Annotated in this window: 15 protein-coding genes; 12 read left to right on the top strand and 3 right to left on the bottom strand. The window is 57.5% G+C overall.

Annotated elements, in window-relative coordinates; genetic code table 11:
- From AB4N43_RS06415 to AB4N43_RS06400, 4 genes are read left to right on the top strand one after another with little or no spacing between them, the layout of a single operon-like run.
- Positions 1–1,020, top strand: coding sequence for a LacI family DNA-binding transcriptional regulator (locus AB4N43_RS06415; RefSeq protein WP_027921560.1), 1,020 nt, complete (start codon positions 1–3; stop codon positions 1,018–1,020).
- A 57-nt stretch (positions 1,021–1,077) separates the two neighbouring features.
- The gene (gene rbsK, locus AB4N43_RS06410; RefSeq protein WP_059181189.1) at positions 1,078–1,995 is read left to right on the top strand and encodes a ribokinase; all 918 of its coding nucleotides are present in this window, start codon (positions 1,078–1,080) and stop codon (positions 1,993–1,995) included.
- Positions 1,992–2,396, top strand: coding sequence for a D-ribose pyranase (gene rbsD / locus AB4N43_RS06405; RefSeq protein WP_059181188.1), 405 nt, complete (start codon positions 1,992–1,994; stop codon positions 2,394–2,396). Before rbsK ends, rbsD begins: the two co-directional genes overlap by 4 nt.
- A 38-nt stretch (positions 2,397–2,434) precedes the next feature.
- Complete coding sequence (locus tag AB4N43_RS06400) at positions 2,435–3,463, top strand: nucleoside hydrolase (protein ID WP_027921557.1); 1,029 nt, start codon at positions 2,435–2,437, stop codon at positions 3,461–3,463.
- A 32-nt stretch (positions 3,464–3,495) separates the two neighbouring features.
- Here AB4N43_RS06400 and AB4N43_RS06395 read toward each other — a convergent pair whose 3' ends face one another.
- The gene (locus tag AB4N43_RS06395; RefSeq protein WP_027921556.1) at positions 3,496–3,708 is read right to left on the bottom strand and encodes a hypothetical protein; all 213 of its coding nucleotides are present in this window, start codon (positions 3,706–3,708) and stop codon (positions 3,496–3,498) included.
- A gap of 132 nt (positions 3,709–3,840) precedes the next feature.
- Between AB4N43_RS06395 and AB4N43_RS06390 the strand changes: the two genes are divergently transcribed.
- Positions 3,841–4,146, top strand: coding sequence for a hypothetical protein (locus AB4N43_RS06390; RefSeq protein WP_460153564.1), 306 nt, complete (start codon positions 3,841–3,843; stop codon positions 4,144–4,146).
- A 164-nt stretch (positions 4,147–4,310) separates the two neighbouring features.
- Positions 4,311–4,631, top strand: coding sequence for an I78 family peptidase inhibitor (locus tag AB4N43_RS06385; protein WP_027921554.1), 321 nt, complete (start codon positions 4,311–4,313; stop codon positions 4,629–4,631).
- Between the two features lie 72 nt (positions 4,632–4,703).
- On the opposite strand, the gene AB4N43_RS06380 is transcribed toward AB4N43_RS06385, so the two are convergent.
- Entirely contained in the window at positions 4,704–4,916 is a 213-nt protein-coding gene (locus AB4N43_RS06380) for a cold-shock protein (protein ID WP_003179963.1), read from the bottom strand.
- A 281-nt stretch (positions 4,917–5,197) separates the two neighbouring features.
- Positions 5,198–5,506: a hypothetical protein gene (locus AB4N43_RS06375; protein ID WP_460153562.1), complete on the bottom strand. Its 309-nt coding sequence runs from the start codon at positions 5,504–5,506 to the stop codon at positions 5,198–5,200.
- Positions 5,507–5,890: 384 nt separating this feature from the next.
- Between AB4N43_RS06375 and thrS the strand changes: the two genes are divergently transcribed.
- From thrS to pheT, 6 genes are all read left to right on the top strand, one after another.
- Complete coding sequence (gene thrS, locus AB4N43_RS06370) at positions 5,891–7,813, top strand: threonine--tRNA ligase (protein WP_010455934.1); 1,923 nt, start codon at positions 5,891–5,893, stop codon at positions 7,811–7,813.
- Positions 7,813–8,364, top strand: a complete 552-nt coding sequence (gene infC / locus AB4N43_RS06365) for a translation initiation factor IF-3 (RefSeq protein WP_172435341.1) — start codon at positions 7,813–7,815, stop codon at positions 8,362–8,364. Before thrS ends, infC begins: the two co-directional genes overlap by 1 nt.
- A gap of 60 nt (positions 8,365–8,424) precedes the next feature.
- Positions 8,425–8,619, top strand: coding sequence for a 50S ribosomal protein L35 (rpmI, locus tag AB4N43_RS06360; protein ID WP_008145659.1), 195 nt, complete (start codon positions 8,425–8,427; stop codon positions 8,617–8,619).
- A 27-nt stretch (positions 8,620–8,646) separates the two neighbouring features.
- Entirely contained in the window at positions 8,647–9,003 is a 357-nt protein-coding gene (rplT, locus tag AB4N43_RS06355; RefSeq protein WP_007905879.1) for a 50S ribosomal protein L20, read from the top strand.
- Between the two features lie 109 nt (positions 9,004–9,112).
- A complete protein-coding gene (pheS, locus tag AB4N43_RS06350) occupies positions 9,113–10,129 on the top strand; it encodes a phenylalanine--tRNA ligase subunit alpha (RefSeq protein WP_007905876.1) in 1,017 nt (338 codons plus the stop codon).
- 26 nt (positions 10,130–10,155) lie between these two features.
- Positions 10,156–12,537 (top strand): phenylalanine--tRNA ligase subunit beta, encoded by a 2,382-nt coding sequence (pheT, locus tag AB4N43_RS06345; protein WP_410922228.1) that lies wholly within the window; start codon positions 10,156–10,158, stop codon positions 12,535–12,537.

Genomic DNA, 12,537 nt, shown 5'->3' with positions numbered 1-12,537 from the left:
ATGGCAACGATCAAGGATGTAGCCGCACTCGCGGGCATTTCCTACACCACCGTGTCACATGTGGTGAACAAGACCCGGCCGGTCAGTCAGGAGGTGCGGATCAAGGTCGAAGAGGCGATCAAGACGCTGGACTACGTGCCGAGCGCCGTAGCCCGTTCGTTGAAAGCCAAAACCACCGCGACCATCGGGTTGCTGGTGCCCAACAGCCTCAACCCGTACTTCGCCGAACTGGCGCGAGGCATCGAGGATTACTGCGAGCGTAAGGGGTATTGCGTCATTCTCTGCAACTCCGACGACAACCCGGACAAGCAGCGCAGCTACCTTCGCGTATTGCTCGAAAAGCGCATCGACGGTTTGATCGTGGCGTCGGCCGGTGGCGATGCGGGGCTGGCGGAAGGTCTCGCCGGTGTACGCACGCCGATGGTCATCGTCGACCGCGGGCTGGAAGGTGTGAATGCCGATCTGGTGCGCATTGATCACGAATACGGCGCGTATCTGGCCACTCGGCATCTGCTGGAGCTGGGGCATCGGGACATCGCCATGATCGGCGGTCCGGTGGGTACCAGCGTGGCGCAAATGCGTCTGGCGGGTTATTGCCGTGCCTTGCAAGAGGCGGGCGTCGACGTCAATCGCGAGCGCATGCTGGAAAGCGACTTCACCAGCACCGGCGGTTACAACGCCGCAGCGATTTTGTTGGAGCGCAATCCGCCCAGCGCGATCTTTGCCGGCAACGACATGATCGGCATCGGCGTGCTGCGAGCGGCCGCCGAACGCAATGTTCGGGTGCCGAGCGAGCTGTCGGTGATCGGCTTCGACGATATCCAGATGAGCCGTTATGTCTATCCGGCGCTGACCACCGTGGGGCAGTCGATCCTGCAGCTCGGTGAGATGGCGGCTGAAGTGCTTTTGCGCAGGATCGCCACGCCGGACATGGCCACTGATCAGCGCATCGTGACGCCCAGTATTGTGCTGCGAGAGTCGACCGCGCCGCTCGCCGGCGTGTTCGCCCAGTTTCGTTGAAACACCGCGCCGCTAAACCAAAAGCACTGCAGACACAGAATTAATGAGTAGCAATGTATGCCAGCAAAAGTAGTGGTGATAGGCAGTCTGAACATGGACCTGGTAACCCGGGCGCCAAGGCTGCCGCGTGGCGGTGAAACGCTGATCGGTCAGTCGTTTGCCACGGTGTCCGGTGGCAAGGGTGCCAATCAGGCCGTTGCAGCAACCCGGTTGGGCGCCGAGGTGTCGATGGTCGGTTGCGTGGGAAACGATGCCTATGGTGCAGAGCTGCGCGAAGCCCTGTTGGTCGAGGGCATCGATTGTCAGGCTGTCAGTACCGTTGAGGATTCTAGTGGTGTTGCGTTGATCGTGGTCGATGACAACAGTCAGAACGCTATCGTCATCGTCGCGGGTGCCAACGGCGCATTGACTCCGCAGGTCATCGACCGTTTTGACGCCGTGTTGCAGGCGGCGGATGTGATTATTTGTCAGCTGGAAGTACCGGATGCAACGGTAGGCCATGCCCTCAAACGGGGGCGTGAGCTGGGCAAGACCGTCATTCTCAACCCGGCCCCCGCCAGTCGCCCATTGCCGGCGGACTGGTTTGCCGCCATCGATTACCTGATCCCCAACGAAAGCGAAGCCTCTGCCCTGACGGGGTTGACGGTGGATTCCCTGGAATCGGCGGAAACCGCCGCGACCCGATTGATCGCCATGGGCGTGGGTAAAGTGATCATTACCTTAGGCGCCGAAGGCTCGCTGTTCGCCGACGGGGCACGCCTGGAGCATTTCCCGGCACCGAAGGTCAAAGCCGTCGATACCACCGCCGCCGGAGATACCTTCGTGGGTGGATTTGCCGCCGCATTAGCGTCTGGCAGCAGTGAAGCTGAGGCGATCCGCTTCGGTCAGGTTGCCGCGGCCCTGTCGGTCACCCGCGCTGGGGCACAACCCTCGATTCCCACCTTGTCCGACGTACAGGCGTTTAAAGCACCATGAAAAAAACCCCATTGCTCAATATCGCGTTGTCGCGGCTGATTGCCTCGCTGGGTCACGGCGATACGATCGTGATCGGTGATGCCGGTCTGCCAGTGCCGGCAGGTGTCGAACTGATCGATCTGGCACTGACCCAGGGCATTCCGGACTTTGTCAGTACCTTGAACGTTGTGCTGAGCGAAATGCAGGTTGAAAGCCATGTGCTGGCTCGCGAGATTCTCGACAAGCAGCCACCTGCATTGAGTGTTCTGGACAAGTTGAACGCTGAAGGTGCTCTGGGTTCGCGCGAGTTGCTCAGTCATGACCAGTTCAAGGTCCTCAGCCGACAGGCGCGGGCGATTGTTCGTACAGGTGAGTGTGCGCCGTACTGCAACATCGTGCTGGTATCGGGGGTGACGTTCTAGCGCTGGATTCGTTTTCCCCCTCGCACAAGGAGTGCGTTATGCCCCGCTATGCTGTGAAACTTCACCACCTGCTCCGGAGTTTGCTGCTTTTGTCCCTGATTACTGCAACGAGCGCCCAGGCGGCGGAAAAAATCGATTTGATCATCGACACCGATCCCGGAACCGACGACGTGGTCGCTTTGCTGTTTGCCCTGGCATCGCCCGAAGAATTGAGTATTCGTGCGCTGACAACCGTGGCCGGCAACGTGCGTCTGGACAAGACATCGCGTAATGCTCGACTGGCCCGGGAGTGGGCAGGGCGCGAAGACGTGCCGATTTATGCCGGTGCGCCGAAGCCGCTGATGCGCACGCCGATCTATGCCGAGAACATACATGGCAAGGAAGGTCTGTCAGGCGTCACCGTGCATGAGCCAAAGAAAGGCCTGGCTGAAGGCACTGCGGTCAACTACCTGATCCACACTTTGAAAACGGCCAAACCCCATAGCATCACGATCGCCATGCTCGGCCCGCAGACCAACCTGGCCCTGGCGTTGATTCAGGAACCTGAAATCGTTCAAGGCATCAAGGAAGTGGTGCTTATGGGCGGTGCGCACTTCAACGGTGGCAACATTACGCCGATGGCCGAGTTCAACCTGTTCGCCGATCCGCAGGCCGCCGACATCGTGTTGAAAAGTGGCGTGAAACTGACTTATCTACCACTGGACGTGACCCACAAGATCCTCACCAGCGAATCGCGCCTGAAGCAGATCGCGGCGATCAACAACAATGCCAGTAAGTTGGTAGGTGACATTCTTAATGGATATATCAAGGATGACATGGAGCACTACGGTATTCCCGGAGGCCCGGTGCATGACGCCACCGTCATCGCCTACCTGCTCAAGCCTGAGCTGTTCAGCGGTCGCTTGGTCAACGTGGTCGTTGATAGCCGCGAAGGTCCGACCTTTGGTCAAACTATTGTCGACTGGTATGACGGCCTGAACGCGCCAAAGAATGCGTTCTGGGTTGAAAGTGGCGATGCTCAGGGCTTCTTCGACTTGCTGACTCAGCGTCTGGCCCGTTTGAAATAAACCTCACGCCCGCAGGTGCCAGCCTGCGGGTCTTACGCCCGTCCTGCCTCTACGGCGGCTTTTTGGTCCGCCAGGTGTTTTTCGAAGATTTGCTCGATGAACGATTGTGCGGCCTCGGTTCCAAGGTCCCGGACCAACAGATCGATACCGATAATGGCGAGCTCTTCCGTACTGCTTGGGCTGTAGGAGCTATGTCCGTCCTGCCATTTGGCTTTGATGTCGGCGTCGATGCTTACGGTGGTCATGATGGCGCTCGTGAAGTCGGGGAAGTCTGAGCGTCGAGTTAACCATTTTGCGCGGCGTTTGGCACTCCGACTTAGGCATGGGAGGAGGGCTATGCGACACTTGGTCTTTGACGAATTTTCAAGGACCGCGCTGTGCAGATCGATTTGAACACTCCTGACGGTTTGACCCTTGAGGCTGTGCGCCAGCTATTGGCCTGCGCCAGTGACGATGAACACACTCAGTTGCGGGTCACCAAGGGCGGCATCGCCTACATTTCGTCGGGCGTTGTGGGCGGCACAGACATCGACGGGCTGCGGTTTCGCCTGGAAACATGGGCCAAGGGTTCGGGTTATGTCGGGCGGGTCGCAGCCAGCGACGAGGTTTGGGTCATGCAGATTTTCAATGCGCTGAAAGAGAACTGGCCGAATCCGCCGTTCGACTACATCGACGTCTATTGAACGCTGTTCATATTCAGTCACGATTGCGGGATGAATGGTAGGGCGATGCTCAGGCACACTCGGCGCTTATGCGAATCGAGGGTCGGGTGAGGGCATTCACCTTGAAACCTATCGCCGAAATGGCGGTCGCACGATCTCTGCTTAATTATTGAAAAGGAGGCTTCATGCCTTGGAAGCTCGCGTCATTGGGTACTGTGTTTGCCGTCACTCTGCTGGCAGGTTGCAGCAGTCCGTCATCCGAGTCGGCAACTGACCCTGTAACGACGACTGACACGGGTCATAGCCGCTGCGAAGCAAAGGCTGCGCAATTCACTGTTGGCAAAGTGGCTTCGCCCGAACTGCTGGAGCAGGCGCGCACTCGCGCAGGCGCACAGAACGCACGGTTCCTGTCGCCCAACGACATGGTGACCCTGGAGTATCGCTCCGATCGCCTGAACCTGAACACCGATGCCAATCGGGTGGTCACTCGCGTCAACTGCGGCTGATCGCACCAGGCTTTTGTTTCGCCCATAAAAAACCCCGTCACATGGACGGGGTTTTTTTAGTGCGCCAGAAACTTACTCTGGGCGAACTTGTGCAGCTTGCATACCCTTTTGGCCTTTCTCAGCCACGAAGGAAACGGTTTGGCCTTCTTTCAGGCTTTTGAAACCGTCGCTTTCGATAGCTTTGAAGTGTACGAACAGGTCGTCACCGCCACCTTGAGGAGTGATGAAGCCGAAGCCTTTTTCATCGTTGAACCATTTAACGGTGCCGGTTTGGCGATTAGACATGGTGTATCTCCAAGAAACATATATTTTCAGTAGTGCTGTGCTGCTCAGGCCAACTGGGCACACCGGAGTATCATAGTCGAAATGTTCGCTTTGGGAGCCCCCGGACGTGCTGTTTACCCTCATGTAGCATGCTTTTCGTCACGTCGAATGGCTGGAAGCCCCGGTTTAAGCGGCTTTGCGCTAAAAAACAGGGCAGTAAAAAAAGCCATAAAACCTGCGTAAATTATGTAAATCAGCCCTTTTTGGGCTGGTTTTGACCTGCCAATCCTTCGGGATCCGAGCTATGCACCCTTATTTTGAACTCGGCACACCGCGATTTCTTTCAATGCGCGCTGACTCAATTCAGGGCCCGGCGGATTGTTGTTGTCCATCAACTGCGCGATCTCTTGGGTGGTGAATTTCTTCTCGAGAACTTCGGCACCACATGAACAGTGCTTCTGCGCTTCGGCCGGGTTGACGCTTTGGCTGGCCGCTTTGGTGCAATCGCTCATGTACTGGGCTTTCACACCGGCAGGCCAGGCAGCGTATGCGCTCAGTGGCAGCATCAAGGCAAGCGGGGCGGCGAAGGCGAAAAGACGGGTAAGACGCATGTCAGGAACTCCTTGGGGTCGATAATCTGTAGCGATTCTCAGCCTATTTGAGGTGGCCCGTACATCTCAAGTTCACTCTGCGCGGTAAAAGTGTGGAAATCTTCATTGTCTGAGCACGCAGGCGTCGACGACCGTTCATCTGTGCTAGCATGCCTCGCTCGGGCCTTTGCAAGCTCCGGATGACCTTCAGTCCCGGTGGCGGCAACAGCGCGAATAACCCTGATTTGAATCCCAGTCACTCTGGTTCGGTTTTCCGGTTGGCCGCAAGGCTCCTGCCGCTGTAAGGCAGGCGTTCGTCATTGAATGGCCTGGATCGGATCTTGTACTGGCTCATCCCAACCCACGTGACCTTTGGTAGGGGTCACCACTAGGAGAGGAGGCGCCATGCCAACTATTACTCTTCCCGACGGCAGTCAACGTTCATTCGATCACCCGGTTTCCGTAGCCGAGGTCGCCGCATCCATTGGTGCTGGCTTGGCCAAAGCCACCGTGGCCGGCAAGGTCAATGGCAAGCTGGTCGACGCCAGCGACATCATCGACAGCGATTCCACGCTGCAAATCATTACGCCAAAGGATGAAGAGGGGCTGGAGATCATTCGCCACTCTTGCGCCCACCTGGTTGGCCATGCGGTCAAGCAGTTGTACCCGACCGCCAAAATGGTGATCGGGCCGGTCATTGACGAAGGCTTCTATTACGACATCGCCTTCGAGCGTCCTTTTACTCCGGACGACCTGGCCGCCATCGAACAGCGCATGCAGCAGCTGATCGAGAAAGATTACGACGTGATCAAGAAAGTCACTCCGCGCGCCGAAGTGATCGAAGTGTTCAAGGCCCGTGGCGAAGACTACAAACTGCGCCTGGTCGAGGACATGCCGAACGAACAGGCCATGGGCCTGTACTATCACGAAGAATACGTCGACATGTGCCGCGGCCCGCACGTGCCGAATACGCGTTTCCTGAAATCCTTCAAGCTGACCAAGTTGTCCGGCGCCTACTGGCGTGGCGATGCCAAGAACGAGCAATTGCAGCGCGTTTACGGCACCGCCTGGGCGGACAAGAAGCAGCTGGCGGCTTACATCCAGCGCATCGAAGAAGCTGAAAAGCGCGATCACCGCAAGATCGGCAAGCGCCTGGGCCTGTTCCACACCCAGGAAGAGTCGCCGGGCATGGTGTTCTGGCACCCGAACGGCTGGACCCTGTACCAGGTTCTCGAGCAGTACATGCGCAAGGTTCAGCGCGACAACGGCTACCTGGAGATCAAGACGCCTCAGGTCGTTGACCGCAGCCTGTGGGAGAAATCCGGGCACTGGGCCAACTACGCCGACAACATGTTCACCACCCAGTCGGAAAACCGCGACTACGCCATCAAGCCAATGAACTGCCCTTGCCACGTGCAAGTGTTCAATCAGGGCCTGAAAAGCTACCGCGAGTTGCCGATGCGTCTGGCCGAATTCGGTGCTTGCCACCGTAACGAGCCATCGGGTGCGTTGCACGGCATCATGCGGGTGCGTGCGTTCACTCAGGATGACGCCCACATCTTCTGCACTGAAGAGCAGATGCAGGCTGAATCCGCTGCGTTCATCAAACTGACCATGGACGTTTATGCCGATTTCGGCTTCAAAGACGTCGAGATGAAGCTGTCCACTCGTCCGGAAAAACGCGTGGGTTCTGACGAATTGTGGGATCGCGCCGAAGCGGCATTGGCTGCAGCCCTTGATAGCGCGGGCCTGCCGTACGATTTGCAGCCGGGCGAAGGTGCGTTCTACGGTCCGAAGATCGAGTTCTCGCTGAAAGATTGCCTTGGCCGCGTCTGGCAGTGTGGTACCCTTCAGCTCGATTTTAACCTGCCTGTCCGTCTGGGAGCCGAATACGTCTCCGAAGACAACAGTCGCAAGCACCCGGTAATGTTGCACCGGGCGATCCTGGGCTCCTTCGAACGTTTCGTCGGAATCCTGATCGAGCACTACGAGGGTGCATTCCCTGCGTGGCTGGCTCCGACCCAGGCAGTGATTATGAATATCACTGATAAACAAGCCGATTTTGCTGCTGAAGTTGAAAAAACCCTCAACGAAAGCGGATTTCGTGCCAAGTCTGACTTGAGAAATGAAAAGATCGGCTTTAAAATCCGCGAGCATACTTTGCTCAAGGTTCCCTATCTCTTGGTTATCGGAGATCGGGAAGTCGAGATGCAGACTGTCGCTGTGCGTACTCGTGAAGGTGCTGACCTGGGCTCGATGCCCGTCGCCCAGTTCGCTGAGTTTCTCGCGCAAGCGGTTTCCCGGCGTGGTCGCCCAGATTCGGAGTAATTATTATTAAGCGTGAAATGAGACAAGATAAACGAGCTGCACCGAAAGCCCCGATCAACGAGAATATCTCGGCACGCGAGGTTCGGTTAATTGGGGCTGAAGGCGAGCAGCTTGGGATTGTGTCAATTGAAGACGCGCTTCTTAAGGCTGAAGAAGCCAAGCTCGATTTGGTGGAAATTTCCGCCGATGCAGTACCCCCTGTTTGCAAGCTGATGGACTACGGCAAGTCGATCTTCGAAAAGAAGAAGCAGATTGCTGCGGCCAAGAAAAACCAGAAGCAGATCCAGGTTAAAGAAATCAAGTTTCGTCCAGGGACGGAGGAAGGGGATTACCAGGTAAAACTGCGCAACCTGGTACGTTTCCTGAGTGATGGGGACAGGGCCAAGGTATCCTTGCGATTCCGCGGCCGTGAGATGGCCCACCAGGAGCTGGGGATGGAACTCCTCAAGCGAGTTGAAGGTGACTTGCTCGAGTACGGTTCGGTCGAACAGCATCCTAAGATGGAAGGACGCCAGCTGATCATGGTCATCGCCCCGAAAAAGAAGAAGTAATCAACAGGGCACGGCAGGCCTTCTGATTATGTTTATCAACTGAATGCGGAGTATCCGAACATGCCAAAAATGAAAACTAAAAGTGGTGCTGCTAAGCGGTTTCTGAAAACTGCTAACGGTATCAAGCACAAGCACGCTTTCAAGAGCCACATCCTGACTAAAATGTCGACCAAGCGTAAGCGTCAACTGCGCGGTAGCAGCTTGCTGGCACCGTGTGACGTGGCAAAAGTCGAGCGCATGCTGCGCCTTCGTTAATTTAGTCAAGAATAGAGGAAGTAACTCATGGCTCGTGTAAAGCGTGGCGTCATTGCCCGTAAACGTCACAAAAAAATTCTGAAACTTGCTAAAGGCTACTACGGCGCTCGCTCGCGCGTATTCCGTGTTGCCAAGCAAGCGGTAATCAAGGCAGGCCAATACGCCTACCGTGACCGTCGTCAGAAAAAACGTCAGTTCCGCGCTCTGTGGATCGCTCGTATCAACGCTGGTGCACGTATCAACGGTCTGTCCTACAGCCGTTTCATCGCCGGCCTGAAAAAAGCGTCCATCGAGATCGACCGTAAGGTTCTGGCTGATCTGGCAGTGAACGAAAAAGCGGCGTTTGCTGCGATTGTCGAGAAAGCTAAAGCCACCTTGGCTTAAGTACCCCCGACAGTCACCCGGCCTCACCTCTGTGGGGTCAGGTGTTAAACGTCATAAATAGGGGAAGAGCCTTCAAGCTCTTCCCCTATTTTGTATCTGGAGTCTGTACATGGAAAACCTGGACGCGCTCGTCTCTCAAGCACTAGAGGCTGTGCAAAGCGCTGAAGATATCAATGCCCTGGAGCAAATCCGGGTTCACTACCTTGGCAAAAAGGGTGAATTGACTCAGGTGATGAAGACCCTGGGGAATTTGCCGGCAGAAGAGCGTCCGCAAGTCGGCGCCCTGATCAACGTTGCCAAGGAGCGTGTCACAGAGGTTCTCAATGCTCGCAAGGCACTGTTTGAAGAGGCCGACCTGGCCGCCAAACTGTCTGCCGAGTCCATTGACGTGACCCTGCCTGGCCGCGGCCAGACTTCCGGTGGTCTGCATCCGGTTACCCGGACTCTGGAACGTATCGAACAGTTCTTCACCCACATTGGCTACGGCATTGCCGAAGGCCCTGAGGTCGAAGACGACTATCACAACTTTGAAGCGCTCAACATCCCAGGCCACCACCCTGCCCGGTCGATGCATGACACCTTCTATTTCAATGCCAACATGTTGCTGCGCACCCATACCTCGCCGGTACAGGTCCGCACCATGGAATCGAAACAGCCGCCGATCCGCATCGTCTGCCCAGGCCGTGTGTACCGTAGCGACTCCGATATTACCCACTCGCCGATGTTCCACCAGGTCGAAGGCCTGCTGGTCGATCGCGATATCAACTTCGCCGACCTGAAAGGGACCATCGAAGAATTCCTGCGCGTGTTCTTCGAAAAAGAACTGGCCGTGCGTTTCCGTCCTTCGTACTTCCCGTTCACCGAGCCATCCGCCGAAGTCGACATGGAATGCGTGATGTGCAGCGGTAAAGGCTGCCGCGTCTGCAAACAGACTGGCTGGCTGGAAGTCATGGGCTGCGGCATGGTTCACCCGAACGTGTTGCGTATGTCCGGGATCGACCCGGAAGAGTTTTCGGGCTTTGCCTTCGGCATGGGCGTTGAGCGTCTGGCCATGCTGCGTTACGGCGTGAACGACTTGCGTCTGTTCTTCGACAACGACTTGCGGTTCCTCGCGCAATTTCGCTAGTCGTAACGAATTCTTAGGAGAGCAGGATGAAATTCAGTGAACAATGGCTGCGTGGCTGGGTAAGCCCGCAGGTAAGTCGCGACGAGCTGGTTGCTCGTCTGTCGATGGCCGGTCTTGAGGTCGATAGCGTTACGCCGGCCGCCGGTGTTTTCAGCGGTGTGGTCGTGGGCGAGGTGCTGAGCACCGAGCAGCACCCTGACGCTGACAAGCTGCGTGTGTGCCAGGTCAGCAATGGCTCGGAGACCTTCCAGGTCGTCTGCGGCGCGCCAAACGTGCGCCCGGGCCTGAAGATCCCGTTCGCCATGATCGGTGCCGAGCTGCCGGGCGACTTCAAAATCAAAAAAGCCAAGCTGCGTGGCGTTGAGTCCAACGGCATGCTGTGCTCGCAAGCCGAGCTGCAAGTGGGCGAAGGCAACGATGGCCTGATGGAATTGCCGGTCGATGCACCGGTCGGTCAGGACATTCGCGAATACCTGAGCCTGGACGACGCCAGCATCGAGGTTGACCTGACCCCGAACCGCGGCGACTGCCTGTCCCTGGCCGGTCTGGCCCGTGAAGTCGGCGCGCTGTACGCCGCCACCGTCACCCGCCCGGTCGTTGCCACCGTTCCAGCCGCGCACGACGAAGTGCGTTCGGTTGAAGTGCTGGCGCCAGCCGCTTGCCCACGTTACCTGGGGCGTGTGATTCGTAACGTCGACCTGTCCAAGCCTACGCCGTTGTGGATGGTTGAGCGCCTGCGTCGTTCCGAAGTGCGCAGCATCGACGCGGCTGTCGACATCACCAACTACGTGATGCTGGAGCTGGGTCAACCGCTGCACGCCTTCGATCTCGCCGAAATCAATGGCGGCATCCGCGTGCGCATGGCCGAAGAAGGCGAGAAGCTGGTGCTGCTCGACGGCCAGGAAGTCACCCTGCGTAGCGATACGCTGGTGATTGCCGACCACACCCGCGCCCTGGCTATCGCCGGCGTCATGGGTGGCGAGCACAGTGGTGTGAACACCGCGACCACTCGCGATATTTTCCTTGAAAGCGCGTTCTTCGATCAGATCGCTGTCGCTGGCAAGGCCCGCTCCTACGGCCTGCACACCGACGCCTCGCACCGCTACGAGCGTGGCGTGGACTGGCAACTGGCCCGTGAAGCCATGGAGCGCGCCACTGGCCTGCTGCTGGAGATCACTGGCGGTGAAGCCGGCCCGATCATCGAAACCGTCAGCGAACAGCATCTGCCGAAGATTGCTCCGGTGACGTTGCGCGCACAGCGCATCACCCAAATGCTGGGCATGGAAATGGATTCAGCCGAAGTCGAGCGTCTGCTCAACGCTTTGGGCCTGACCGTTTCCGCCGACGGGGCAGGGCAGTGGCGCGTTGAAGTGCCAAGTCATCGCTTCGACATCAGCCTGGAAGTCGATCTGATCGAAGAGCTGGCCCGTCTGTACGGTTACAACCGTCTGCCGGTTCGCTACCCGCAAGCTCGCCTGGCGCCACAAGCCAAGGCCGAAGCGCGCAGCGATCTGCCTGAGCTGCGTCGCCTGCTGGTCGCCCGTGGTTACCAGGAAGCGATCACCTACAGCTTCATCGATCCGAAACAATTCGAACTGTTTAATCCGGGTGTGGAACCACTGCTGCTGGCCAACCCGATTTCGAACGACATGGCGGCCATGCGCTCGTCCTTGTGGCCAGGCCTGGTCAAGGCGCTTCAGCACAACCTGAATCGTCAACAGGACCGCGTCCGTCTGTTCGAAAGCGGCCTGCGCTTCGTCGGTCAACTCGAAGGCCTGAAGCAAGAGCCAATGCTCGCCGGTGTGGTGTGCGGTAGCCGTCTGCCAGAAGGCTGGGCACAGGGTCGCGATGTCGTGGACTTCTTCGACGTCAAGGCTGACGTGGAAGCGGTGCTGGGCTTCGCCGGTGCGCTGGACTCGTTCACTTTCGTGCCGGGCAAACACCCAGCGTTGCACCCGGGTCAAACCGCGCGCATCGAACGTGAAGGCCGTCTGGTTGGTTTTGTCGGCGCCATCCACCCTGAATTGTCGAAAACCCTCGGTCTCGACCGTCCGGTCTTCGTTTTCGAGCTGGTGCTGGCGGAAGTGGCGTTGGGCAAAATGCCTAAATTCCAGGAGTTATCGCGCTTTCCTGAAGTGCGTCGTGACCTTGCACTGATTGCCGAAAAAGACGTCGCAGCCAGCGCCGTACTGGACGTAATCCGTGAAAATGCAGGGGAATGGCTGACGGACCTCAGGCTATTTGACGTGTATCAGGGTAAAGGCATTGATCCTGATAGAAAAAGCCTCGCAGTCGGCTTGACCTGGCAGCATCCATCGCGCACTCTTAATGACGATGAGGTGAATACCACGACGCAAAATATCCTCACCTCGCTCGAACAAAGGTTGAACGCCACGTTAAGGAAGTGA

It is taken from the genome of Pseudomonas sp. S2_B07 (assembly GCF_054668435.1).
Note: the sequence above shows the minus strand (reverse complement) of the source record. Positions and strands in the feature narration are given on the sequence as shown.

Excerpts from the sequence above, each read along its gene's own strand:
- AB4N43_RS06415 (WP_027921560.1), top strand. The coding sequence starts at position 1 with ATGGCAACGATCAAGGATGTAGCCGCACTCGCGGGCATTTCCTACACC.
- rbsK (WP_059181189.1), top strand. The coding sequence starts at position 1,078 with ATGCCAGCAAAAGTAGTGGTGATAGGCAGTCTGAACATGGACCTGGTA.
- rbsD (WP_059181188.1), top strand. The coding sequence starts at position 1,992 with ATGAAAAAAACCCCATTGCTCAATATCGCGTTGTCGCGGCTGATTGCC.
- AB4N43_RS06400 (WP_027921557.1), top strand. The coding sequence starts at position 2,435 with ATGCCCCGCTATGCTGTGAAACTTCACCACCTGCTCCGGAGTTTGCTG.
- AB4N43_RS06395 (WP_027921556.1), bottom strand. The coding sequence starts at position 3,708 with ATGACCACCGTAAGCATCGACGCCGACATCAAAGCCAAATGGCAGGAC.
- AB4N43_RS06385 (WP_027921554.1), top strand. The coding sequence starts at position 4,311 with ATGCCTTGGAAGCTCGCGTCATTGGGTACTGTGTTTGCCGTCACTCTG.
- AB4N43_RS06380 (WP_003179963.1), bottom strand. The coding sequence starts at position 4,916 with ATGTCTAATCGCCAAACCGGCACCGTTAAATGGTTCAACGATGAAAAA.
- AB4N43_RS06375 (WP_460153562.1), bottom strand. The coding sequence starts at position 5,506 with ATGCGTCTTACCCGTCTTTTCGCCTTCGCCGCCCCGCTTGCCTTGATG.
- thrS (WP_010455934.1), top strand. The coding sequence starts at position 5,891 with ATGCCAACTATTACTCTTCCCGACGGCAGTCAACGTTCATTCGATCAC.
- rpmI (WP_008145659.1), top strand. The coding sequence starts at position 8,425 with ATGCCAAAAATGAAAACTAAAAGTGGTGCTGCTAAGCGGTTTCTGAAA.
- rplT (WP_007905879.1), top strand. The coding sequence starts at position 8,647 with ATGGCTCGTGTAAAGCGTGGCGTCATTGCCCGTAAACGTCACAAAAAA.
- pheS (WP_007905876.1), top strand. The coding sequence starts at position 9,113 with ATGGAAAACCTGGACGCGCTCGTCTCTCAAGCACTAGAGGCTGTGCAA.
- pheT (WP_410922228.1), top strand. The coding sequence starts at position 10,156 with ATGAAATTCAGTGAACAATGGCTGCGTGGCTGGGTAAGCCCGCAGGTA.